Genomic DNA, 24,205 nt, shown 5'->3' on the forward strand with positions numbered 1-24,205 from the left:
CGTTGCAAAATAGAGGCTGCGAACCCGCTGGATCCTCGTCAGCGGGAAGAAGGGGGCTGAACTTGCGCGCATGTCCGGGTTGTCGCCGTCGGCCCCCATGCTCCCGCTGTCCCAGGGGTACGCGCCGTCAAGGGCGCGTCCCCCAAAGATTCCGGACCTCGTGCCCGAAATCCGGACCCCTGGGTACTATGTGCTTCAAGCCTAGGAGGTTGTAGTGGCCACTCTGCGCGATGTCGCGGCCCTGGCGGGGGTTTCCGTCAAAACCGTTTCTAACGTTGTCAATGGTTTCGAGTTCATCCGGGACAGCACGCGCGAGCGGGTGAACAACGCAATCGCCGAGCTCGGCTACAAGCCGAACCTCGTGGCCCGAAATCTGCGGGCCGGAAGGACTGGTGTGATCGGCCTCGCCGTGCCGGAGCTGAAGTTCAGCTACTTCGCCGAGCTCGCAGACGCTGTCCTTGAGGCCGCCCGACGACGAGGATACGTGGTCCTCATCGAGCAGACAGGCGGAGAGCGGTCGTCCGAAATCGAGTTGCTTCACGGCTCCCGGATCTCCATGATGGACGGATTGCTATTCTCCCCTCTGGGGCTGTCCAGCGACGACGGAAGAGAGCTCGAGGTGGACTATCCGGTCGTCCTGCTCGGGGAACGGATCTTCAACGGCCCGACCGACCATGTGACCATGCAGAACGTCGAAGGTGCTGCCATGGCGGTGCGTCATCTCCTGACTTCCGGGCGAAAGCGGATCGCGGTGCTCGGCGCCCACGAGGGCGAAATTATCGGTTCGGCGTCCTTACGCCTCGACGGATACCGGGCGGCACTGGAGCAGGCGGGCGTCCCCTTCGACCCAAGCCTGGTCGTGCATCGGCAAGGCTGGCACCGAACCGACGGGGCCGAGGCCATGCAGGAGCTCATCCGCCGCGAGATACCATTCGACGCCGTCTTCGCGCTCAATGACGAACTGGCCCTCGGAGCCCTCCGCACCCTGTTCCACTCGGGAATTAGTGTCCCGAAGGACGTTGCGGTGGTCGGCTTCGACAACGTCACCGAGGCGCAATTCGCCATGCCCAGCCTCACCACCATCGACCCTAACAGGGCAAAGATCGCCGAGACCGCCGTCGACGCGCTCCTTGAGAGGATCGCCGGGCGCGGCAAGCCAGACGAGCCCGGGCCGCGGATCTTCGAGGTCCCGGCGACGCTCGTCCCGCGGGAGTCCGCGTCAGCAGGGATCCGCAGCGCTGTCGCCTGATTCTCTCGGCGTGCATGACGCGGTTCTTGATGTCGGTGAACACGCTCATCCAGAACTTGACGCCCTGGCCGACGGCACCGGGCCGTGGAATTAGCGGAAAAGCTCTCGAGTCATTCCGAAGGGGACCTGGTCGGAGAGTTCGGCCGTGTAGTGTCCTGGTTGGTGGCGAGTGATGAGGATCCCGCGTGTCCTGGCATAGAGCGCGGTTTCCTGTAGGTCTCGCACCGCGGCCGCGAGCCGATGATCAAGGTCGTTGCGGGTGTTAACGTATATGTCGATGCGTTCGGTGAGGGTGACCATGTTATGCCTTCCTTTGTGGCGGGTTCATGCTTCGGCGAGTCTTGAAATCGAGAGACTGCTGTCACGCAGCGAAAATGCTCCACCGTGCCTCGTGCACTGAGCCTGCTTCCAGCCGGACCAGGTCCCGCCCGCTGTTGAAGGCATCGGGTGGGCAGGTCATGGGTTCCAGGGCCAGTCCGAGGCGGTTGGGCATCGGCGCGGGTTTGTCCGCGGTGTGGACCTGCAGCCATGGGCTGTTCCGGTCCCACGACATGCCCACGCCCGTTCCCGAGGGTTCGCGGACCACGACGCGGGCGGTCCCGTCGTCGTCGTACTTAATGTCCGTAAACGCATGGTCGATTTCCGTCGCCCCAATGGTGCGCGGTGTACGGAAATCGAACTCGCGGCCTGCCACGGGGAGCATTGCAATGGGCAGTAGCCGGTCGGTGGTGACCTCCAGGAAGGATTCGGCGGGCAGTTCGAGGACCCATTCGTCCAGCGGGGCGGGTCCGGCCAGCAGATACGGGTGCGGGCACACACCGTAGGGCGCGGTGTGCTTTCCGAGGTTTCTTGCTGTCACTGTGGTGTGCAGCCCCCCAGAGTCCAGCTGGTAGTCCAGCTGCAACGCGAGCCGGAACGGATACCCGGGGCTGTCGCCAAGTTCGCAGGACAGGCTGAGGCTATCGCTGCTGCCGGCTTGAAGTGTCCAGAGCTGGTTGAACACAAGTCCGTGCAATGCGGTCCGTCGCGCGGGCTCGTTGAGCGGAAGGTGCAGGACGGTGCCGTCGTGGCGGTAGCTTCCATCGGCGATCCGGTTGGGCCACGGGGCGGCGATGATGCCCCGGTAGTCCGGGATGGGCGCGGCGGCGTCGAACGGAACCACCAGGTCCCGGCCCTGGTATGTCAGCTGCCGCAGCGCGCCGCCCCGTTGGACGACCGACGCGGTGTAGTCGCCGGCGACCAGCCGGAATTCCTCGCCGTTCACAGCCCGCTGGCGAGTTTGTAGTAGGCGGCGTTCCAGGCCAGTTCCTTCTTGAACGCCTTGAGGGTGGTGCCCTCGTCGATGGTGAGCAGTTCGGTTTGGGCGATCTCGGCGAAGTCCTCGAACACGTCCATGCCTACCTGGGTGGAGAGGACGGTGTGGTGCGCGGCGCCCGCGGTAAGCCACGCGGCGGCCGAGGTCGCGAAGTCGGGTTTGGGTGACCACAAGGCCCGTGCGACCGGGAGGTTGGGGAGCGGCTCAGGGAGGTCGACGACGTCGACCGCGTTGGCCACGAGGCGGAACCGGTCGCGCATGTCCGACAGCGCGACGACCACACCAGGGCCGGCGTCGGTGTCGAAGACCATGCGGACGGGATCTTCCTTGCCGCCGATGCCCAGCGGGTGGATCTCCACGCGCGGCTTGGCCTTGGTCAGGGAGGGGCAGACTTCGAGCATGTGGGCGCCGAGGATCTTCTCCTGCCCCGGGGTCAGGTGGTAGGTGTAGTCCTCCATGAGGGACGCGCCGCCGGGCAGCCCGGCGCCCATGACCTTCGCGGCCCGGACCAGGATCGCGGTCTTCCAGTCGCCCTCGGCCCCGAAGCCGTAGCCGTCGGCCATAAGCCTCTGCACCGCCATCCCGGGAAGCTGCCGCAGCGCGCCCAGATCCTCGAACGACGTCGTGAACGCGGCCGAGCCGTTCGCCTCCAGCATGCTGCGCAGACCGAGTTCGATACGGGCGCTGTAACGCAGCGATTCATGCCTGGCAGCGCCGGCCTTCAGCTCGGGTGCGACCTCGTAGAGGCGCTCGTACTCGGCGACGAGGGCGTCGACGTCGGACTCCGCGGCGCCGTGCACGGCGTCGGCGAGCTCGTTGACCGACCAGGTGTTGACCGAGACGCCGAAGCGCAGCTCGGCCTCGGTCTTGTCCCCTTCGGTGACGGCAACGTTGCGCATGTTGTCCCCGAAACGGGTCAGCTTCAGGGTGCGCACGGCGGCCCAGCCCGCGGCAGCGCGCTGCCAGGCGCCTACCTGGCGCGTGACCTCCGGGTTGGTCACGTGCCCGACGACGGTCTTGCGCGGCACGCCGAGCCGGGACTGGATGTAGCCGAATTCGCGGTCCCCGTGGGCCGCCTGGTTCAGGTTCATGAAATCGAAGTCGATGTCCGCCCACGGAAGGGCCACGTTCGCCTGGGTGTGCAGGTGCAGGAGGGGTTTGCGGAGCAGGTCCAGGCCCTGGATCCACATCTTGGCCGGACTAAAGGTGTGCATCCACGCGGTCACGCCGATCACGGCGTCCTCCGCGTTCGCCTCGAGCGCGGTGCGGCGGATCGCGTCCGCATCCGTCAGCACTGGCTTCCAGACCAGCTTGACCGGCACATGTGAGGACGCGTTCAGGGCGGCGGCGATCTCCTGCGACTGGGCGGCCACCTGCTTGAGGACGTCCTCGCCATAGAGGTGCTGGCTGCCGGTCAGGAACCAGACTTCGTAGTGTTCGAGAGAGGTGTTGTGGGCGATGGGCATGCGTTTCTCCTGGAAAAGTTCGTGGTTGCCGCGCGTTAGCGGCCGTAGACGTTCTGGTAGCGGTCGTAGAGGGACTCGATCTGGGCTGCGTCGATCGGCAGTGGTTCGCCGAGCTGCCGGGAAATATGGACCGTCTTGGCCACTTCCTCGCACATGACGGCAGCCTTCACGGCGGAGCGGGCGTCCTTGCCGATGGTGAAGGGCCCGTGGTTCTGCATCAGGACCGCCGGCGAATTCGAAGCCCGGAGGGTGTCCACGATGCCGCGGCCGATCGAGTCGTCCCCGATCAGGGCAAACGGGCCCACGGGAATGGTGCCGCCGAATTCGTCCCCCATCATGGTGAGCACGCACGGGATCGGTTCCCCCCGCGCTGCCCAGGCCGTGGCGTAGGTGGAATGCGTGTGGACGACGCCGCCGACGTCGGGCATGTTCCGGTAAACATAGGCGTGCGCGGCGGTGTCCGACGACGGCGGGAGGCCCGGGTTGCCCCATTCCACGATTTCCTGACCGGTGCACGCGGCTTTCACCGGGGTGCCGTGCAGGTCGGTGACCACCATGAGTTCCGGCGTCAGCTCATCGTAGGACACCCCCGACGGTTTGATGACCATGAGCTCATGGCCCGGGACGCGGGCGGAGACGTTGCCCGCTGTCCAGACCACCAGCTCGTAGCGGGTGAGTTCGGAATGCAGTGCGCACACCTCGGCCCGGATCCGGGCAATGGTGTCCAGCAGGGCGCTCATACGTTCGCTCCCTCGGTGACAAGCTCCGCGGCAGGGTCCGTGCGCGCGTCATCGTGGAGGCGGCGCTGGATTTTCTTGAGCCGGTGCATGACCTCGTTCGCTCCCCTGCCGAAGTAATCGTGGAGTATCCGGTATTCGCGGAACAGTTCCTCGTAGGCGGCGACGTTTTCCGGGATCGGCGTGTAGACCGCGCCGGGTTCGGATCCCATGGCGGCCGCTGCCTCCCGGATGTCCGGGTACTCCCCCGCGGCGACCGCGGCGTGGATGGCCGAACCCAGCGCAGGCCCCTGGGCCGAGCCGATCGTGGAGAGCTGCAAGCCGGTGATGTCGGCGTAGATCTGCATCAGCAGCGTATTCTTCAACAGCCCTCCGGCCACGATGAACTCCTTCACCGGAACCCCGGAATCCCGGAAGGCATCCACGATGGTGCGGGTGCCGAAGGCCGTGGCCTCCAGAAGCGCCCGGTACGTGTCCTCGGGTTTCGTGGCGAGGGTCTGGCCGACGATCACGCCGGACAGCTCGTGGTCCACCAGCACGGAACGGTTGCCCGAGTGCCAGTCCAGGGCGATCAGCCCGTGTTCACCGATGTCCTGGCGGGAAGCGAGTTCCGTGAGGTACTCGTGGATGCCCAGACCCAGTCCAGCGGCGGCCTCGTGGTATTCGGGCGGGACGCCGTACCGGGTGAACCAGCCGAAGATATCACCCACCCCGGACTGGCCGGCCTCGTAACCCCAGAGCCCGTCCACGATCCCGCCGTCGACCACTCCGCACATGCCCGGCACCTCGCGGAGGACGTCGGCATTCATGACGTGGCACGTCGAAGTGCCCATGATCGCGACGAGCTGTCCCGGTTCCACGGCCCGGGCCGCCGGGGCGGTGACGTGGGCGTCAACATTCCCTACGGCGACCGCGATGCCCTCGCGCAGCCCGGTCCATTCAGCGGCTTCGGCCGTCAGATAACCGGCAGCGTCACCCAACCGGCCGATCGAGTGCTCCAACTTGGTGCTGATGAAGTCCTTGAAGTCCGGGTTCAGGGCGGCCAGGAACTCCTCGGACGGGTAGGCGCCGTCCTGGTAGATGCCCTTGTAACCGGCCGTGCAGGCGTTCCGGACGTAGTTTCCGCACATTTGCCAGACGATCCAGTCCGCGGCTTCCACCCAGTGGTCCATCGCGGCGTATGCTTCAGGGTCCTCCTCCAGCAGCTGGAGGCCCTTGGCGAACTCCCATTCAGAAGAAATGAGCCCGCCATAGCGCGGCAGCCAGTTTTCGCCGCGCTCTGCGGCGAGGGCGTTGATGCGGTCTGCCTGGCCCTGGGCCGCGTGATGGCGCCACAGCTTCACATAGGCGTGAGGCCGGTTCGCGAAGCCGGGCAGCTCGTTCAGCGGTGTGCCGTCAGCCTTCACCGGCACCATCGTGCACGCGGTGAAGTCGGTGGCGATTCCGACGACGGCGGCCGGATCGATCCCGGCGTCGCGCACCGCTGCGGGAACCGCGTGACGTAAGACGTCCCGGTAGTCCTCCGGCACCTGCAGGGCCCATTCGCCCGGGAGCCGGGCCGCTGTTTCATCTGGTACATCCGCCAGATCGGCTGGAAGGGCCTGCGTGATGACGGCGTGCGGGTAGTCGAACACGCCGCTTCCCAGTTCCTTGCCGTCCCTGACCCGTACCACCACAGCCCGGCCGGAAAGCGTGCCGTAGTCCACGCCGATGACATAGTGTTCGTTGCCGTCCGCTGTGACGCCCATGAAATCCTCCGAATAACCAGTCCGCCGCTTTGCGGATTCACTCAATTGTGAGCGCTAACAATGCTGCCGTCAAGATGTGTGCCTCGAGACACGAGGCGTCCGGTGCCGACTCCGTGAAAGAACGCGGTCAGGCGGGGGCGGAGGTGCTTTGGCGAACCACCAGCTCGGGCTCCACCACGGTGGTGCCGATGCTTTGCCCGCCCTCGATGCCACCCAGCATGATGTCCATGCAGCGCCGCCCGAGTTCCTCGAAGTCCTGGCGCACCGTGGTCAACGGCGGCGTGAAATAGCCCGATTCAGGCTGGTCGTCGAAACCCACCACCGAGACATCCTGGGGCACCCGGACACCGGCCTCGTTGAAGGCACGCAGCAGGCCTAGGGCCATCTGGTCATTTCCCACGAAAAGCGCCGTGGCCGCCCTTTCCCCGGCAAGCTTCCTGCCGATGTCATAGCCGCTGCCGGCACTCCAGTCCCCCACCACCAGCAGATCATCGTCAAGGCCTGCGGCCCGCAGTGCCGCGCTCCATCCCTCGGCCCGGGCGACCCCGTCGATCCAGTCCTGCGGTCCAGCCACGTGCCCGATCCTGCGATGCCCCTGATCCACCAGATGTCTGACGGCCAATTCCGCACCCCGTCTCTGGTCCACCATCGCGCCGCCGACGGCCGCGTTGCCCAGCGACCCCACGGCCACCACGGGAACCCCCGGCTTCACTTCAGCCAACGCCAACAGGGTTTCCGAATGCGGCACGATCACCACGATCCCGTCCACAGCCTGGTCGAGGAAGTGCCGGACCGTATCAAGAATCGCCTCCCGGCTGACGGTCCGAAGCGCTGCAATGCTGACGAAATAGCCGGCATCCCTGGCGGCCTGCTCGACGCCCAGCAGGGTGTTCGCCGGGCCGTATTGTGCCAGCTCGCTTGCCAGGACGCCGATAGTCTGGGAGCGTCGTGTCACGAGGCTCCGCGCGGCAGTATTGCGCCGGTATCCCAACTCGGCGATGGCCGCCTCGACCCGCTCACGGGTGCCCTTGCTGACGTTGGGGTGGTCGTTGATCACCCGGGAGACGGTCTGGTGCGACACTCCCGCCAGTTCCGCCACATCCTCGAGCCGTGGCAAGCGCCCGCTGCTATTTGTCATGGAGCTATTCTGCTCGACGCATGAACGCATCGCGGAATGAGCGATGCAAGATTTGCCAAAGCGAATCCAGCTATCGCGGAGGATGAACCCCGACATCCGAGACTGACTGCGCCGCCGGCGAGGCCTACGGGCACGAGTTTCCTGATCGCAACGCCCCGTCGAAGCGTCACCATCGCACTTCTAATTTGTCTCGGCGCCCCGTTGACGGGGTGTGACGCAGGTCCCTATACTCGCAGTTACAACGTTGCATTTCTATCGTTGTAAAGATTCGTTCGATTGGCGGTCTACCCGATCGACGACCCCAGAGAGGCATTCAATGAAGAAACTGCTTGCGACGCTCGCGGTGTCCGCCGTGGGCACAGTCCTGGCTTTGACAGGCTGCTCGAACTCCACGAACTCCACGGCAGCCGACGCGTCCGGCCCCGTCACGCTTACTTTCTGGCACGGTTACACCGAGGCCGACGGCAAGGTCCTAGACCAGATCGTCGACGACTTCAACAAGTCCCAGAACACGATCACGATCAAAACCACGACTAAACCGTGGGCGGTAATCGGCGACACTCTGCTCACATCCCTCTCGGCGAAGAACGGGCCAGACATCGTGGCGCTTCCCGCCGAGAACCTCCCGGTCTATGCGTCCAAGGGAGCACTGCAGAAGCTCGATGACTTCTACTCGTCCGCCTCGACCCAGAGCGCATCACTGAACCCGCGGGCGGTCGAGATGGAGAAGATCGGCGGCTCCTACTACGGCGTGCCCACCGGTTTTGTACCACTGTCCGTCATCTACAACAAGGCCCTGTTCCAGAAGGCCGGGATCGCCACGTTCCCCACTACGTGGGACGAGTGGGTCGCTGACGCCAAGAAGCTGACCGTCGGCGCTGACACCGGCACGCCCGGGCAGTACGGGCTCGCGCTTCCCGACCACGCGACCGTGGGCAACGGGGTCTGGGCCAGTCTCTTCTACGGCAACGGCGGCGCAATCGTCGATGGGGACAAGTCCGTGCTCGACTCCCAGGCCAACCAGGAGACCCTCGCCTACTGGTCCAAGGCCGTGCATGACTTCAAGATCTCCCCAACAGGCCTGGACGGGATCGCCTCGGACAAGCTCTTCTCCTCCGGCAAGGCCGCGATGGAGATCGGCGGGCCCTGGATGGCCGGCGTGGCGAAAGATAACAACATCGACTACGGCATTGCGGCGATCCCGGCAGGGCCGAAGGGCCAGGCGGCATCGGCAATCGGGATCTCGGCTGCTGTGACCTCTCAGGCCGATGCGGCAAAGAAGGCCGCGGCCGGGAAGTTCTTCGACTACCTCTTCACGAAGGACAATGCGGCCAAGTGGTCACTCGGCTCCGGCTGGCCTCCCCTGCGGACTGACCTCCCCGCATCGGCGGTATCCTCGAACGCGGTCGTGTCCGCCCTCTCAGGCATCGTCAGCACCGCTCGTCCCCTCCTCCCTGGCGTCGCCGACAGCAGCGATGTGCTGACCGCGGTGGACGAAGCGACTCAGAAGTCCCTCAGCGGTGGGGATCCTGCCGCGCTGCTGAAGAGCGCCTCCCAATCTGTACAGCAGGCCCTCGGCAAGTGATCCTGAGGTGGCCGCCGCGCGTGACGGCGGCCACCTCTCACAGAAAGAACCCCCAATGACCTCTCCCACCCGAGTGCGCACGCCCTACCGGGCTCCGGCTCCCCTCGGCGGACGCCCCTCGAGCCGGCGCGCCCTGCCGGCCAGGGCGTTGCTGTTCATGCTCCCGGCCCTGGTCGTCCTCCTCGCCTTCGTATTCTGGCCGATGGCCTCCGCACTGCGGCTCTCGTTCACCAACGCCTCCGGGTTCGGGATCGAGGAGTGGGTCGGTTTCGGCACTACGCAAGGATCTTCACCGACCACCGCATCCTGGCCACGCTCGGCAACACCGCTCTGTACACGTCGATGTTCACCCCGACCGCCCTGATCGTGGCGCTGGCCCTCGCGCTCCTGCTGAACAACCGACTCCTGGTCGCGCGCGGGTTCTTCCGCACGGCCCTCTTCCTGCCCTTCATCGTCTCCCTGGCCGTGGCTGCCTTCGCCTGGACGTACCTGCTCGACCCGCAGGTCGGCCTCCTGACGTACTGGCTGCGAACGGTCGGCGTCCAGATCGGCAACGTCCTGCAGGACCCCGTGCTTGCCATGCCAACGGTCGTGGCCGTGGCCATCTGGAAGAACTTCGGCTTCTACATGGTGGTCTTCATCGCCGGGCTCCAGGAGATCCCGGCGTCCCTGTACGAGGCGGCGACGATCGACGGCGCGGGCCCCTGGCGACGCTTCACCAATGTCACGCTCCCCCAGCTGGGCAACACACTCGCGTTCGTCGTGGTCTTCGCGATGATCGCTGCACTGCAGGCCTTCGACCAGATCTACGTGATGACCGGCGGCGGCCCCTACAGGAGCACGCAATCAGTCGTGATGGAGCTCTACCAGGACGGCTTCAAGAAGCTCGACCTCGGCTTGGCCTCCGCACTGTCCTACGTGTTGCTCGCCGCCACCCTGCTCCTGAGCCTCATCCAGTTCCGCTTCTTCGGACGCCGCGAGAAGGACACCCTCTGATGACCATCACCATGACCAAGGCCGCGGCCGGACGCCGCCGCCCCGGCCGCACCGCGCACCGGTGGCTGCTCGCCGCGGCCGTGCTGGTGCTGACAGCGATGGTGCTGCTGCCCGTTGCCATCATCGTCTTCACCGCATTCAAGCCCACAGCAGAGATCAACGCCTTCCCGCCGACCCTCGCGCCTGCAAGCTGGACGCTGGAGAACTTCACCCGCATCTTCACCGACCTGCCGTTCGCACGACTGTTCCTCAACAGCTTCCTGTTCGCCGGCGGAGTGACCCTGTTCGCCCTGACCTTCGACTCTCTTGCCGCGTACGCCCTGGCCCGACTCGACTTCCGCGGCAACCGGCTCTTGCTGATCGCCATCGTGGCCAGTCTCATGATCCCGTTCCAGGCCACCCTCATCCCGGTCTACCAGCTCGTGGCACAGCTGGGCTGGGTCAACACCTTCGCCGGACTGATCATCCCGCGCGCCGCGGACGCCTTCGGCATCTTCTTCCTGCGCCAGTTCTTCGTCTCGCTGCCCCGGGATCTGGACAACGCGGCACGTATCGACGGCGCGGGCGAGTTCCGTGTCTTCCGCAGCATCATCCTGCCCAACGCGGTGCCGGCACTACTGACCCTGGCAATATTCACCTTCGTAAACAACTGGAACGACCTTCTCTGGCCCCTGGTGTTCACCACGACCCCGGACATGGGCACCATCACCTCCGGCCTGACTCTCCTGACAGGCCCGAGCGGCATCATCCCTTACGGCACCATGATGGCCGGCTCCCTCATCGCCGTCCTGCCGCTGGCGGTCATGTTCCTGATCATGCAGCGCCGCTTCAGCGAATCGGTCGCGACGACGGGGCTCAAATGACGGCCGCGCCGCGCTGGTTCGAGGACGGACGCCTTCACCTCGCCTTGGGAATCGAAGACACCTTCGTACCGCAGTCACGGGACGGAGAGCGGGCGATCGACGAGTACGAACTGACCGAGCACTACGAGCAGTACGCCGAAGACTTCGCCCTCGCCGCCGGATCTGGCGCCGAGCTCCTGCGCTGGGGCGTGCCCTGGTACCGCATCGCCCCGGAGCCGGGGCGATGGGACTGGTCCTGGACCGACCGCGCCGTCAACGCTCTCCTTGACACGGGTCTGACGCCCATTATCGATCTGCTCCACTACGGCACTCCCCTGTGGCTTGAGCGCGAATTCGCCAACCCGGACTACCCCCACCACGCCGCCGAGTTCGCCGAGCGCTTCGCCACCCGCTACGGCGACCGCGTCACGGACTACACCCCGGTCAACGAACCTGTGATCCATGCCCTCTTCTCCGGCGAGTACGGCTACTGGCCGCCCTACCTCCACGGCCCAGCGGGCTTCGCGACAATAGCAGCCAACCTCGCCCGCGGGTTCGTCCGCACGCAGCAGGCCATCGCGGCCTCCATCGGAGCACGGGCCGCCTTCGTCCATGTGGACGCGGCCATGGGCTTCGTCGGCGACGAGACGGCCCCCGAGCACCTGGAAGAGGCGTCGCGGCTCCGCCACCAAGTGCACCTAGTCGAGGACCTGGTCACCGGTAGAGTCGATGACCGGCACCCGCTCCGGCGGCACCTGATGGCCGCCATCGACGACGCTGAGCTCTCCTGGTTCCGGGAGAACGCCGTACAGCCGGACGTAATGGGGGTCAACTACTACCCACGCCATTCCACCGAATTGTTCGAACCCGGGGTCCGCCATGCGGGCGGGTTCACGGACCCCCGCCCCGCTGTCGACCGCGGAACCGAAGGCCTTCGGGACGCGATCGACCTCTACGCCGGACGCTACGGGGCACCGGTGATGATCACCGAAACGTGCGTCACCGGATCCGTGACCGAGCGGATCCGCTGGCTGGACGAGTCGGTGGCACTCGCCGAGCGGATTCGCGCCGAGGGAACCCGGCTGGTCGGCTACACCTGGTGGCCCCTCTTTGACATGTACGAGTGGACCTGGCGGCACAGCGGCAGGCCCCGCGCAGACCACCTCCTCACCATGGGCCTGTACGACCTGGCCGAGAGCCCCGAAGGACTCCTGCGCCTGCCGAACCCGGTCGCCGCCCGCTACCGACACCACGCCTCCCTGCACCGAACAACGAACCACTGACGGAAGACCCATGCACACAGCACACCTCACCATCCGGCCACAGGCCGTCATCGGCACTATCAACCCGCGGATCTACGGCTCCTTCATCGAACACCTCGGACGGGCCGTGTACGACGGCATCTACGAGCCGGGCCACCCGCTTGCCGACGCAGCGGGCTTCCGCACCGATGTCATCGAGCTCGTCAAAGAGCTCGGCGTCTCCGCCATCCGCTACCCCGGAGGGAACTTCGTCTCCGGGTTCAAATGGGAGGACAGCGTCGGACCAGTTGCGGAGCGCCCGGCCCGGCTCGACTTGGCATGGCACTCCACCGAAACCAACCAGATCGGCCTGCACGAGTTCCAGGACTGGCTGGACCGCGTCGGCAGCGAACTGATGCTCGCGGTCAACCTCGGAACCCGCGGGACCGCCGAAGCACTCGAGCTCCTCGAGTACACCAACCTCCACACCGGCACTGCCCTGGCCGAGCAGCGCATCGCCAACGGCCGAACCGAACCCCTCGACGTGCGCATCTGGTGCCTTGGCAACGAGATGGACGGACCCTGGCAACTCGGGCACCGCCCGGCCGAAGACTACGGAAAGCTCGCAGCCCAGACCGCCCGGGCCATGAAGCAGTTCGACCCGGACCTCGAGCTCGTCGTCTGCGGCTCCTCAAGCTCGTCCATGCCGACCTTCGCCGAGTGGGAGCGCGTGGTGCTCTCCCACGCCTACGACGCGGTCGACTACATCTCCTGCCACGCCTACTACGAGAACACCGGCGACCTCGGTTCGTTCCTCGCCTCCGGCGTCGACATGGACAGGTTCATCCGCAGCGTCCTCGCCACGGCAGACCAGGTCAAGGCCGTACGCGGCAGCAGCAAGACGATCGACATCTCATTCGACGAGTGGAACATCTGGTACAACACACGGTTCGAGAACGTCGACAAGATCGAGGGCGTGCGCAACTGGCCCAAGGCCCCACGCCTGCTCGAGGACGTCTACACGGTAGCTGACGCTGTCGTGTTTGGCAGCCTCCTGATCACCCTGCTCAAGCACGCCGACCGCGTCACCAGCGCCTCCCTCGCGCAGCTGGTGAACGTGATTGCACCCATCATGACAGAACCCGGGGGGCCCTCCTGGCGGCAAACCACCTTCTTCCCCTTCTCAGCGACCTCGGCCCACGCCCGCGGCACCGCGCTCGACGTCGCTACGGTCACCGACACATACGAAACAGGCCGCTTCGGCGACGTCCCGGTCGTGGACGCCGTCGCCGCCCACGACGAGGTCGCCGGACACTACGCCGTCTACGCGGTGAACCGCTCCATGGACGGCCCGACAGAAATAGTGGTGGACCTCTCGGCACTGCCCCACGGAGCGGAAGGGTTCGCCGCATCCGCACGGGTGCTCAACGACCCCGACCTCGACGCGGCTAACACTCTCGAAGAGCCGGAGCGGGTCACCCTCCGGAACCTCCCCGTCGTCCGCGACGGCTCGACCGTGCACATCACGCTCCCCCCGGTCTCCTGGGCGGAGATCCTGCTGGAACGCTGACGCAGTCAACCAGCCGATGTCGCGACGGCCCGCGGCGACCGCTCGCGGGCAACCACCCACAGAGGAGATAGAGATGGTTCCATCCGTCACCGCCGCTTCGCGCCCGCCGTCAAAACCCATACGTCTTCGGTTCCGCGCCATCGTCGCGATAGCCGCCACCGCGCTCAGTATGAGCGCCTCCGCCGTGACGGCGCTCCCCGCGCACGCCGTCACCACGGGCAACGGCTCGCTCGTGTACTCGCCCGCAGCGCGGGCCGGCGCATCATCGATGGACTTCTCCATTCCTGAGTCCGCAGAAACGGCAATCCCCGCATGATCGTCGACGACGCGGGCTGGTGTTCATCAGCATCCCCAACGCCCGCGGCGCGCGCGTGCTCAAAGGGGCGGCCTACCGGGAAGATTCCCGCGACAAGGAGCGTCGTCTGGACGACGCCGTCGTCCTGTGCGCAACCATCAGGAATCCTCTGGTTGCAGCAAGCCACATGAAAGGCATTGACAAGTCCCGCATCCTCAGCCTGCACAAGAAACTCGCCGCCGGCGAACCGGCTCAAGCGCGGCCGACGACGACCGTCACCCGCGCGGCTGCCCCACGGCGGCGATGGACTTGATGCGCAGCGGGACCACACCATCGTGCTGGACGGCAACCGGTTTTGCCTTCACGCAGCACAGCCATGACGTCACCGCGCACCTGCCAGTCCTTTCCTACTGAAACTGGTAGATCGTCAGCGGCCGGTACGGCAAAGACTATGGGGAACTCAGATAATTTCATAATATGGAAATCAATTCCCCTATTGTGAAATAATGTGATCGACCTTACAGTATTCATATCCTCATTGGCGAGGATCCCACCAGAGGATTGGTTCAGGTCAATGTCCATATCCCACGCTGCTGGGCCGAAAGCGAGTTCGGCCACAGCCCAGAGGCACCAGGCGTCTCCGCCGGTTCCCCTCTTGAACAGCTCTGATCGCCCCGGCGGCGTATTCAGACATCTAACGCCGCGGGCAGATCCCCGCAGCTGTCCGGATCATGGGACCCGGTTCTTCTTCCTGGCCCGCTAGCACTTCCTGCCATCCAGCCCCGTTGCCCCGGCTCTCTGCCCGGGCCCGACAGCGTACAAACGGCGGCAGCACCTCACATCAACGGTGCGCTTTCGCGCGCCCGATTACGCATCACTGCACGAAAGGCCTTCTCAATGAGCATGCCCCCAGAAGCAACCCCACAGGCTGACACGGTGAGCCGTCCTCACCACGAACACCACGAACACCACGACCCGATCATGCACCAGCCGCCGGCCACGGCGCTGGGCATCCCGGGACTGCCTCCCACCAGTCCGCGGCTCTACAACCAGGACCTGGCCCCGACCAAGACGGCCGGCCGCCGATGGAGCGCCTACAGCATCTTCACGCTCTGGGCCAATGATGTGCACAGCCTTGGCAACTACGGATTCGCCCTCGGCCTCTTCGCCCTGGGCCTGGGCGGTTGGCAGATTCTGCTGGCACTTGGCGTCGGTGCAGTCTTATTGTTCCTGCTCCTGAACTTCTCCGGCTTCATGGGCCACAAAACCGGCGTGCCCTTCCCTGTGATGAGCCGGATAGCCTTCGGCATCCACGGCGCCCAGATACCCGCCCTTATCCGCGGTGGCGTCGCCATCGTCTGGTTCGGCATCCAGACCTACCTGGCCTCCCTGGTACTGCGAGCTGCTAATTGCACTTGCCCCTGGATTGAAAGGTCTGGACGAAAACTCGATCCTCGGACTCTCCACCCTGGGCTGGCTTACCTTTGTCTTCCTCTGGATCGTTCAGGTTTTCATCGTCAGCTACGGCATGGACATGATCCGCAAATACGAAGCGTTCGCCGGACCCATCATCCTTGTCACAATGATTACGCTGGCCATCTGGATGTTTTTCCAGGCCGGCGGATCGATCGCCTGGTCCACCCATAACAGCCTCGTGGGCGGCGAAATGTGGCGCACCATCTTCGCCGGCGGTGCACTCTGGGTCTCCATCTACGCCACGTTTGTCCTGAACTTCTGCGACTTCACCCGGTCCTCACAGTCAAAGAAATCAATCGTCCGCGGCAACTTCTGGGGCATCCCGATCAACATGCTGCTCTTCGGCGCTATCGTCGTCGTACTGGCCGGGGCACAGTTCAAGATCAACGGCACCATCATTGGAAGCCCTTCCGACATCGTGCAGACCGTCCCCAACACACTCCTGCTGGTCGCCGCGGCACTGGCCCTGCTCGTTCTGACCATCGCCGTGAACCTGATGGCCAACTTCGTCGCACCGATCTACGCGCTGACCAACCTCTTCCCCAAGCACCTGAACTTCCGCCGCGCCGGCATGGCCAGCGCAGTCATCGGACTCGTCATACTGCCGTGGAACCTCTACAACAACCCGACAGTGATCGTCTACTTCCTCGGCGGCCTCGGCGCCCTGCTCGGCCCGCTCTTTGGCGTGGTCATGGCCGACTACTGGCTGCTCCGCCGCGCAAAGATCAACGTCCCCGAACTCTTCACCGAAGAGCGGACCGGGGCCTATTTCTATCGCAACGGCTTCAACCCCCGCGCCATCGCAGCGTTCACACCGGCTGCCATCATCTCACTGGCTCATCGCCTTCGTCCCGGCCCTCGAACCGCTGTCTGCCTTCTCGTGGTTCTTTGGAGCCGGCCTCGGAGCCATCGCTTACTTCCTGCTGGCCGACCGGAAACAAGTGTTCCATGACGTCTCCGGCGAACCACTGGCCGTCCCCAGCATCCACTGACCGATGTGCCCCCCATGGCGGGACGACCCCTTCGGGGACCGTCCCGCCAACCAGCCGTCGACACCCTCTTGTGGGAAAACTATTGCAACACGTTGGTCAGTTCAGACGAAGGCGCCTGAATCCGAAGACAAGGAGAGTTTCCATGATTGAAGAACCAATGACATCGATTCAAACCGCTGCACGATTTGACCTGGTCATCCGTGGCCAGCGCATCCTCACCACCGCCGGCATCACCGCCCGCGAAGTAGGCATCCGCAACGGTGTCATCGTCGCGATCGAACCCCTCGGCAACGGGCTCTCCGGCACCGAAATCATCGAGCTCGCCGAGGACGAAACCCTCATCCCCGGCCTCGTGGACACCCACGTGCACGTCAACGAACCCGGCCGCACCGAATGGGAAGGCTTCGCCTCCGCCACCCGCGCCGCCGCAGCCGGCGGCGTCACCACCATCATCGACATGCCGCTGAACTCCATCCCGCCCACCACCAACGTCGAAGGCCTCAAGCTCAAGCGCGAAGCCGCCGAAGACCAGGCATTCGTGGACGTCGGATTCTGGGGCGGCGCCATCCCCGGAAACAAAGCCGACCTCCGTCCCCTGCACGACGAGGGCGTCTTCGGCTTCAAGTGCTTCCTCCTGCACTCCGGCGTGGACGAGTTCCCGCACCTGGACGCGGACGAAATGGAAGAGGACATGGCCGAGCTCAAGTCCTTCGACTCCCTCATGATCGTCCACGCCGAAGACTCCCACGCGATCGACCACGCACCCCACCCCGGCGGCGCCCACTACTCCACCTTCCTCGCCTCCCGCCCCCGCGGCGCCGAAAACAAAGCCATCGCCGAGGTCATCGAACGCGCCCGCTGGACCGGCGCCCGCGCACACATCCTGCACCTCTCCTCCTCGGACGCCCTGCCCATGATCGCCTCGGCAAAACGCGACGGCGTCCACCTCACCGTCGAGACCTGCCCGCACTACCTCACCCTCATGGCCGAGGAAATCCCCGACGGCGCCACCGCCTACAAATGCTGCCCGCCCATCCGCGAAGCCTCCAACCGCGAACTCCTCTGGCAAGGCCTCCAGGACGGCACCATCGACTGCATCGTCTCGGACCACTCCCCCTCCACACTCGACCTGAAGGACCTGGAAAACGGCGACTTCGCCGTCGCCTGGGGCGGCGTCTCCTCCCTGCAACTGGGCCTCTCGCTCATCTGGACCGAAGCCCGGCACCGCGGCATCCCCCTGGAACAGGTCGTGTCCTGGATGTCCGAGAAGCCCGCAGCCCTGGCCCGCCTCCACAACAAAGGCCAGCTCGCGCTCGGCTACGACGCCGACTTCTCCATCTTCGCCCCCGACGACGCGTTCGTCGTCGACGTCAAGAAACTCAAACACAAAAACCCCATCACCCCCTACGACGGCAAAGCCCTCTCCGGCGTCGTACGCAAAACATACCTGCGCGGCAACGAGATCGACAGCCGCACACCCAGCGGCAAACTGATCCGCCGCGGCGGCGTGTAAGGGATTGCCCGTCCGGCGCATATAGGTTTGACGCATTAACTCGGCCGGTGCCTGGGCTGTTCCTGGCCTATTTGCCCTCGTGGTCCGGGTCATCCCAAATCGTGGGGTGGGTTCAGAACTGGCCACAAGAAAGGCCCTCCGTCCCAGCGTTTCCGCAGGTCAGAGGGCCTTCACTGTGGAGCTAAGGAGATTCGAACTCCTGACCTCTTCGATGCGAACGAAGCGCTCTACCAACTGAGCTATAGCCCCTGGTCAACCGTTTGTTGCCAGTGCCCCTAGGCTACAAACTATCTTCGCGCTTTGCCAACCAAGACTCGAACGTGTCCTTCCCTGTCCGTTCGCTCGGGGCCAAATTCAGCCCGCTCCGAAGGAACGTGCCCATCGCTCCGGGCAAGGGAAACTCCACAATACGTCCGGCGTGGCCTGCAGCCGCTCGCCAGATCTCAGCGAGTTCACGCATGGTTCGGATGTCCGGTCCGCCGATCGTCCGTGTCCGATGCCGGACCGCGGAACGCTGCCCCAAAGCTTCGGCAAGCAACGCGGAAGCCACATCGGACGGGGAAATCGTTTGAAAGCGCGCGCCCTTGAAAACCGGAATGAGGCGGACTTTCGCTCCGGTCTCGAAAACGGCCGTGACGAGGCTGTGGAATTGGGTGGCCCGCACCACGACAGTCTCAAGCGCCGACAGCGCGTATATCCGCTCCTTCTCGGCTTTGGACACATAAAAGGCGGCATTGCTCTTGTCGCAGTTGATGATCGAGAGGAGGACCGCCTTGCGGACGCCCGCACCAGCGGCCGCGGCGAGCAGGCGCGCACCGCCGTCGGCGAAATTCTTGCGGGCTTTGCCGAACTGGCCTTCCAGGCAGTCGATCACGACGGCGGCCCCCTGCAGGGCTTCTGCCAAGCCCGCGCCCGTGGTGACGTCCGCCCGAAAGTAGCGGGCGCCGTCGTGATGGGCCAGTGAAGTGCCCGACGGCGGGCGGCGACTCAGCACCGTCACGTCAAGTCCGGCGTCGAGCGCCAAACGGACGACTTCGCGGCCCACCTGTCCAGTGCCGCCTGCCACGCAGACGGAAGTCATCGGCGGTTACGCCCGGCGGCGCTGCAGGACGTCGTCAAGGTTGCTGAGGGCGCTCTGGGGCTTGACGTGCTGCGCCTGGACCGACGCCTGAACCGACGTGCCCGCGGCCGGCGCACTGCTCGGCTTCAAGGTCGGCTTGCCGAGGGGCTTGGGAGCCTCAGGCAAGTCGAGGGGTTCCGGTGCCGGCCGAGGTGCCTTGGCAGCGTCGACGTATGTTGGTTTGGGCACATCCACCGGCTGCCATTCGGATTCCTTGGATTCCGCCGTAAACCGGACTGTGTTGTCGCCGGCAGCGACAGCAACGTTCAGCGCTGCCTGACGAAGTTCGACGGCGGTCAGCCGCTTCGCTTCGCGGGAGTGTGCTTCCGCATCGAAAATCTTGGTCGCCGGACGGTCCGCTGCCTTCGTGGTTGTGCCGGGATTCTCAACGGTGGGACTCATTGCGTTACGGAAAGCCGCGTTCATCTTCATCCTGCGGTCCCTGATGGCCAATCGGCGGAGTAGGAAGACAATTCCAACCACACCGACTACGGCGACCAACGGCAGCCAGCCGGAAACAAGGCCGAGAATACGCAGGACCCCGGAAACGGCCGCAGTGAGCAGCAGGAGAAGACCAGCAAGGGCAAGGGCGCAACGCCCATACCTGACTTTGAAGACCACAGGATCCTTTGCAGCATCACGCCGTTCGCCGGAGCCGGCGGATTCCTTGGGCAATGCGGTTGCGGTGCTCTGCATGGTTTCCATTGCTTTCTCCTGCCGAGGGGCGATTGACAGAACCACCCCGGGTTGCAGTTCGTGAGCGTCATCTTCACTGTCATCCACTGGAGCGTCGCCGGCTACCTGTGCGTGCAGGCGGCGGTTCCGCAACATGTATGGCGCAACCCAAACGATCCACAGCGCCACAGCAATCACCAATATCACTGAGCTGCTGAGAGGGAAGTCCACAATCAAAACCGTAGAAGGAAATGCTCAGGGGCAACCGCATTGGCCGCGGTGTGTCGTCGGAGAGTCGGCAAATCAATGGATTTATGACAGTCATTCACCCAATTGGACTAGTTGGCCTGGCGTCCAAGCCAAGCAGCCAGCAAGCCTCCCGGGACCTCTTCCGAGGTCAGTGCAAAGCTTCTATGGTCAGCCCATTCTCCGTTGATGTGAAGGAAACGCTCACGAAGCCCCTCGTCACGGAATCCAAGCTTCTCAACAACCCGCAAGCTTGGACCGTTTTCGGGCCTGATGTTGATCTCCATCCGGTGCAAGCCGAGAGTCACGAAGCAATGGTCGGTCGCCAAGGCAACCGCAGTGGGAGCAATTCCGTGGCCTGCCCGCGCCTGATCTACCCAGTAGCCAAGGGTGGCCGTCATCGCCGATCCCCAAACAATGGAGGAAACCGTCAGCTGGCCAACAATCCTTGGCTCTTGAAACCCGGGAATGCGTTCCGTGATCACAAATGGAAGGGCACTCCCCTGCCGCGCCTGGAGGTTGAGGGAAGCCACCATCTGCCGATAGTTTGGCAGATGGCCGCCGGGTGCCGGGTTGGAAGCTTCCCAGGGGGCCAGCCAGTCGCTATTGCGTGAGCGGACCTCGGTCCATTCCTTCTTGTCCCGGTAGCGAATCGGACGCAAAATGAGGTCGCCACATTCAAGTGTCACCGGCCAAATGGCCGATCCCCACATAAGGAGCTACTTGCTGAGACCGGCGGCAAAGCCGGGCAGCCATGCACGCAGGCCGGGCCCGAGGTCTTCACTGTCGCACGCAAGCTGGACACAGGCTTTGAGGTAGCTGAGCTTGTCTCCGGTATCGTACCGACGGCCGCGGAAGACAACTCCGTAGACACCGCTGCCTTCGCCCTCCCCCGCCGCCAGGACCTGGAGGGCGTCCGTCAGTTGGATCTCTCCTCCACGGCCGGGCTCGGTTTGCTCGAGAACGTCGAATACCGAGGGGTGAAGCACGTAGCGACCAATCACGGCCAAGTTGGACGGAGCTTCCTCGACAGAAGGCTTTTCCACAAGTTGCTTGATGCGAACGTAGCCATCTTCACCGATGTCCTCGATGTCCGCACAGCCATAGGCGCTGATCTGGGACGGCTCGACCTCAATGAGGGCTACGACGGATCCACCGGTCTTGTGCTGGACCTCGATCATGTCGCTGAGGAGAGTGTCCCGCGCATCAATGAGGTCGTCGCCTAGGAGGACAGCGAAAGGTTCGTACCCAACGTGCTGCTTGGCACGCAGAACCGCATGGCCCAAGCCTTTGGGGTCGCCCTGGCGGACGTAGTGAATGTCACCGAGGTTGCTGGTAGCCTGCACCGAATCCAGCTTGGTGGTGTCTCCCTTGGCCTCCAGGGTCGCTTCCAAGGCCGGCACACGGTCGAAGTGGTCCTCCAACGCGCGCTTGTTGCGGCCCGTGATCATGAGGACGTCATTGAGGCCCACGCTCACGGCTTCTTCGACAACATATTGGATGGCCGGCTTGTCGACTACCGGGAGCATCTCCTTGGGCATGGCTTTTGTCGCAGGTAGAAACCTTGTGCCGAGCCCGGCAACAGGGATTACGGCCTTACGGACGGCGCAGTTATTGGAAGTCACCGGACTAATCTAACGGAAGTGGCTGGACAATGGGCAAAAAGGGACACTGTTCGATGAATGGGATCATGCCGATCCTTACGGATCCGAGGCGCCGGACAGACGCGAGAACTGGAGCAAAAGTGACTTTGAAAGACGAGATCCGTCGGGAGAACCGCAACCGCCGCCTCGCCCGGACGGTGCAACAGCGTGCCGACGCCGGAACCGGGATTGCCCACCGCGGCCTCTCTTGGGCGGATGCTGTTTCCCACGGGAAACCGGCGACCTTCGCGGCCTACGTAGGAGTGGCTGCCGAACCGCCGACGATGCCGTTGCTTGAAGCACTGCATGCGGCTGGGCACAGGATTCTGCTTCCGGTCTGTGAACCGGGGCGACGCCTCAGCTGGGTGTTTTGGACACCGGAGACGACATTTGTTCGCTCAAGGTATGCCCCCATCGATGAGCCCGTAGGCGAACGATTCGACAGCGACGTCGTCAAGGATGCGACCGGAATCTTCCTTCCGGCTACTGCCGTCGACGAGGGCGGCAACCGCATTGGCCAGGGCGGCGGCTACTACGACCGGCTCCTCGACAAACTGGATGCAGACGGCCAACGGCCCCCGACTGTCGCCGTCGTTTATGACGATGAAGTCCTGCCCGCAGGCACCATCCCTGCCGAACCGTTCGATAAACCCGTCGCAGAAGCCCTTACCCCTCTCCGCCTGCTCGGACTAGCCCGAGCTGGCTGAACCGGGCTGGCCGAACCGGGCTTCTGGGCAGTTTGTTCCCTCCGCCACATTCCCTGGTGGAGACCCCGACGTCGGATGATAGAATTGGCACTCAGGCCCTGGGACTGCTAATGGATGGAACAATCACCTTCGCAGTGCAGGACCTGTAGTTCGTCCCGGAGGAGGATCACAAGTGCCCACATATGCCTATGCCTGCAAAGACTGCGGCCATGCCTTTGACATCGTTCAGGCCTTCACGGACAGTTCCCTGTCTGACTGCCCCGAATGCCAGGGATCCTTGCGCAAGAAATTCAACAGCGTGGGCGTCGTGTTCAAGGGATCGGGCTTCTACCGCACGGACTCCCGGGACTCCAAGGGAAGCACCGTTTCGGCTGCTCCTGCCGCGCCAGCTGCATCCCCGGCTCCAGCGTCGGTTCCCGCGGCTGCCGCCAGCTGACCGCGGTTCTTCCACCCGGTTACCGCATTTCAGCCTGATCCGCTTTTCCACATAGCTCAATAAGGCCCTGTCTCCGGATTACTGGCCGGGTTAGCGTGGCAGCATGCCAGCAACCCCGTTTGTATCCCAAAGCCCCAGTTCAACGGTGCCTTCTTCGGTTCCGGGCAATAGCCGCCTCGCGCCGGTCACCAAGGACCGCCCTCGCGGTGTTCCGGCTCTTCCACTGGGCCCTGCCCGCCGCCCCGGCAGTCACCGGAGGTATTCCAACCATCGCAGGTTCGGCAGCTGGCTGAACCGCAACCGCCGCCTCGTGGTGGCACTCCTGCTGTGCGTGGCCGCCGGGATCGCGGTCCACCAGCTGACTCCTGCCTCCGAACAGCGGGTGACGGTCCTCGCCGCGGCCCGGGACCTTCCGGCCGGGTCCACCTTGGCAGATTCCGACCTCAAACCTCTTGAAGTCCTTCCCGGCGGAGCTCCCGCCGGAGCGCTCACCTCTGGCACTGGACACAGGGGAAAGCAGCTTGCCTCGCCCCTTCAGAAAGGGCAGGTTCCCACAGACGCCCAATTCCTGGGCCCGGGTTTGCTGACCGGCGCCGGGCCCGCAACAGCAGCCGTTCCACTGCGCATGGCCGACTCCGCTTCAATTCAGCTTGTTTCGCCGGGCCAGTTGGTCAACGTTGTGCTCACGGCAGCTGATGGACTTGAAGGACCCGGCAAGAAATCCGAACTCCTGGCTGCAGCCGTCCCCGTTTTGTGGACGTCCGCACAAGGAGGCAGGGCGAGCCAGTGGCTCGGTACGAACGAGTCCGACGGCCTCGTAGTTGTCGCCGCGAATCCGCAGCAAGCCGAAATCCTCGCCGGAGCTTCCACCCGCGGAAAGTTGTTCTTTATCTTGGTCAATCCCTCAGGCAACAGGCAACCCGAAACCCATGCCGGATAGCCCGGATCATCGTGGAATGTTCAGCCCCAGTGTGGAGGCCTTTGCTCCTTCAGCCAGGCGTCGTGATCGTAGCCGGGCTCGTCACCCCAGCGGCGCGGATCATCCTCGGAGGCCTTCTTGGGCAAAATGCCTTCTCCCACAGGCTTGTGCTCCGGTGCGGGCTTCAATTCTGTTTTCTCCTGCTTGTCCAACTCCGTGTTATCCAGCTCGGTGGCAGCCTCTACTGCATCACTGTCCGCGGGGTATTTGGCTTTTGTGCTCTTTCTCTCCGCCAT

Annotated in this window: 23 protein-coding genes, 1 tRNA gene and 1 pseudogene; 13 read left to right on the top strand and 12 right to left on the bottom strand. The window is 64.5% G+C overall.

Annotated features, from left to right (window positions below):
* Positions 1 to 214 precede the first annotated feature (214 nt).
* Entirely contained in the window at positions 215 to 1,249 is a 1,035-nt protein-coding gene (locus HNP00_RS14955) for a LacI family DNA-binding transcriptional regulator (protein ID WP_184740460.1), read from the top strand.
* A gap of 90 nt (positions 1,250 to 1,339) precedes the next feature.
* Here the strand turns inward: HNP00_RS14955 and HNP00_RS14960 are convergent, their stop codons facing one another.
* The 6 genes from HNP00_RS14960 to HNP00_RS14985 form a co-directional block, all read right to left on the bottom strand.
* Entirely contained in the window at positions 1,340 to 1,549 is a 210-nt protein-coding gene (locus HNP00_RS14960) for a hypothetical protein (RefSeq protein WP_184740462.1), read from the bottom strand.
* Between the two features lie 61 nt (positions 1,550 to 1,610).
* Complete coding sequence (locus HNP00_RS14965) at positions 1,611 to 2,513, bottom strand: aldose 1-epimerase family protein (protein ID WP_184740464.1); 903 nt, start codon at positions 2,511 to 2,513, stop codon at positions 1,611 to 1,613.
* Complete coding sequence (gene araA, locus HNP00_RS14970) at positions 2,510 to 4,030, bottom strand: L-arabinose isomerase (RefSeq protein WP_184740466.1); 1,521 nt, start codon at positions 4,028 to 4,030, stop codon at positions 2,510 to 2,512. The genes HNP00_RS14965 and araA overlap by 4 nt, the downstream gene beginning before the upstream one ends.
* A 35-nt stretch (positions 4,031 to 4,065) precedes the next feature.
* Entirely contained in the window at positions 4,066 to 4,770 is a 705-nt protein-coding gene (locus tag HNP00_RS14975) for an L-ribulose-5-phosphate 4-epimerase (RefSeq protein ID WP_184740468.1), read from the bottom strand.
* Positions 4,767 to 6,515 carry a ribulokinase gene (gene araB / locus HNP00_RS14980; RefSeq protein ID WP_184740470.1) on the bottom strand — a complete coding sequence of 583 codons (1,749 nt, stop codon included), beginning with the start codon at positions 6,513 to 6,515 and terminating at the stop codon, positions 4,767 to 4,769. The genes HNP00_RS14975 and araB overlap by 4 nt, the downstream gene beginning before the upstream one ends.
* Positions 6,516 to 6,642: 127 nt before the next feature.
* The gene (locus tag HNP00_RS14985) at positions 6,643 to 7,653 is read right to left on the bottom strand and encodes a LacI family DNA-binding transcriptional regulator (RefSeq protein ID WP_184740472.1); all 1,011 of its coding nucleotides are present in this window, start codon (positions 7,651 to 7,653) and stop codon (positions 6,643 to 6,645) included.
* Positions 7,654 to 7,969: 316 nt separating this feature from the next.
* On the opposite strand from HNP00_RS14985, the gene HNP00_RS14990 reads away from it, so the two are divergent.
* The 9 genes and pseudogenes from HNP00_RS14990 (at position 7,970) to allB (ending at position 18,163) form a co-directional block, all read left to right on the top strand.
* Positions 7,970 to 9,238, top strand: a complete 1,269-nt coding sequence (locus tag HNP00_RS14990) for an ABC transporter substrate-binding protein (protein WP_184740474.1) — start codon at positions 7,970 to 7,972, stop codon at positions 9,236 to 9,238.
* A gap of 258 nt (positions 9,239 to 9,496) precedes the next feature.
* Complete coding sequence (locus tag HNP00_RS14995) at positions 9,497 to 10,234, top strand: sugar ABC transporter permease (protein WP_311770585.1); 738 nt, start codon at positions 9,497 to 9,499, stop codon at positions 10,232 to 10,234.
* A complete protein-coding gene (locus HNP00_RS15000; protein ID WP_184740476.1) occupies positions 10,234 to 11,097 on the top strand; it encodes a carbohydrate ABC transporter permease in 864 nt (287 codons plus the stop codon). The genes HNP00_RS14995 and HNP00_RS15000 overlap by 1 nt, the downstream gene beginning before the upstream one ends.
* Complete coding sequence (locus tag HNP00_RS15005) at positions 11,094 to 12,359, top strand: family 1 glycosylhydrolase (RefSeq protein WP_184740478.1); 1,266 nt, start codon at positions 11,094 to 11,096, stop codon at positions 12,357 to 12,359. The genes HNP00_RS15000 and HNP00_RS15005 overlap by 4 nt, the downstream gene beginning before the upstream one ends.
* A gap of 10 nt (positions 12,360 to 12,369) precedes the next feature.
* Positions 12,370 to 13,887, top strand: coding sequence for an alpha-N-arabinofuranosidase (locus HNP00_RS15010; protein WP_184740480.1), 1,518 nt, complete (start codon positions 12,370 to 12,372; stop codon positions 13,885 to 13,887).
* 73 nt (positions 13,888 to 13,960) lie between these two features.
* Positions 13,961 to 14,203 (top strand): hypothetical protein, encoded by a 243-nt coding sequence (locus HNP00_RS15015; protein ID WP_184740482.1) that lies wholly within the window; start codon positions 13,961 to 13,963, stop codon positions 14,201 to 14,203.
* A gap of 19 nt (positions 14,204 to 14,222) precedes the next feature.
* Positions 14,223 to 14,495 carry a hypothetical protein gene (locus tag HNP00_RS15020; RefSeq protein WP_184740484.1) on the top strand — a complete coding sequence of 91 codons (273 nt, stop codon included), beginning with the start codon at positions 14,223 to 14,225 and terminating at the stop codon, positions 14,493 to 14,495.
* 668 nt (positions 14,496 to 15,163) lie between these two features.
* Positions 15,164 to 16,650, top strand: a pseudogene (locus HNP00_RS15025) (NCS1 family nucleobase:cation symporter-1).
* 142 nt (positions 16,651 to 16,792) lie between these two features.
* Positions 16,793 to 18,163: an allantoinase AllB gene (allB, locus tag HNP00_RS15030; RefSeq protein WP_260404993.1), complete on the top strand. Its 1,371-nt coding sequence runs from the start codon at positions 16,793 to 16,795 to the stop codon at positions 18,161 to 18,163.
* Positions 18,164 to 18,339: 176 nt separating this feature from the next.
* Here the strand turns inward: allB and HNP00_RS15035 are convergent.
* From HNP00_RS15035 to galU, 5 genes are all read right to left on the bottom strand, one after another.
* A tRNA-Ala gene (locus HNP00_RS15035) sits at positions 18,340 to 18,412 on the bottom strand.
* A gap of 31 nt (positions 18,413 to 18,443) precedes the next feature.
* Complete coding sequence (locus tag HNP00_RS15040) at positions 18,444 to 19,244, bottom strand: SDR family oxidoreductase (protein ID WP_184740486.1); 801 nt, start codon at positions 19,242 to 19,244, stop codon at positions 18,444 to 18,446.
* A gap of 6 nt (positions 19,245 to 19,250) precedes the next feature.
* On the bottom strand, positions 19,251 to 19,988 hold the full coding sequence (locus HNP00_RS15045; protein ID WP_311770586.1) for a hypothetical protein: 738 nt from the start codon (positions 19,986 to 19,988) through the stop codon (positions 19,251 to 19,253).
* A gap of 308 nt (positions 19,989 to 20,296) precedes the next feature.
* Positions 20,297 to 20,917 carry a GNAT family N-acetyltransferase gene (locus HNP00_RS15050; protein ID WP_184740488.1) on the bottom strand — a complete coding sequence of 207 codons (621 nt, stop codon included), beginning with the start codon at positions 20,915 to 20,917 and terminating at the stop codon, positions 20,297 to 20,299.
* Positions 20,918 to 20,923: 6 nt separating this feature from the next.
* Entirely contained in the window at positions 20,924 to 21,829 is a 906-nt protein-coding gene (gene galU / locus HNP00_RS15055; RefSeq protein WP_184740491.1) for a UTP--glucose-1-phosphate uridylyltransferase GalU, read from the bottom strand.
* Between the two features lie 119 nt (positions 21,830 to 21,948).
* On the opposite strand from galU, the gene HNP00_RS15060 reads away from it, so the two are divergent.
* The 3 genes from HNP00_RS15060 to HNP00_RS15070 all read left to right on the top strand — a co-directional run bounded on the left by HNP00_RS15060 (position 21,949) and on the right by HNP00_RS15070 (position 23,930).
* On the top strand, positions 21,949 to 22,554 hold the full coding sequence (locus tag HNP00_RS15060; RefSeq protein ID WP_311770587.1) for a 5-formyltetrahydrofolate cyclo-ligase: 606 nt from the start codon (positions 21,949 to 21,951) through the stop codon (positions 22,552 to 22,554).
* A gap of 172 nt (positions 22,555 to 22,726) precedes the next feature.
* Positions 22,727 to 22,990 (top strand): FmdB family zinc ribbon protein, encoded by a 264-nt coding sequence (locus HNP00_RS15065; RefSeq protein ID WP_059387425.1) that lies wholly within the window; start codon positions 22,727 to 22,729, stop codon positions 22,988 to 22,990.
* Between the two features lie 103 nt (positions 22,991 to 23,093).
* Entirely contained in the window at positions 23,094 to 23,930 is an 837-nt protein-coding gene (locus HNP00_RS15070; RefSeq protein ID WP_184740495.1) for a Flp pilus assembly protein CpaB, read from the top strand.
* A 20-nt stretch (positions 23,931 to 23,950) separates the two neighbouring features.
* Here the strand turns inward: HNP00_RS15070 and HNP00_RS23825 are convergent, their stop codons facing one another.
* Positions 23,951 to 24,205 (bottom strand): hypothetical protein, encoded by a 255-nt coding sequence (locus HNP00_RS23825; RefSeq protein WP_395893822.1) that lies wholly within the window; start codon positions 24,203 to 24,205, stop codon positions 23,951 to 23,953.

The sequence above is a fragment of the Arthrobacter sp. AZCC_0090 genome (genome assembly GCF_014207375.1).
GTDB lineage: Bacteria > Actinomycetota > Actinomycetes > Actinomycetales > Micrococcaceae > Arthrobacter.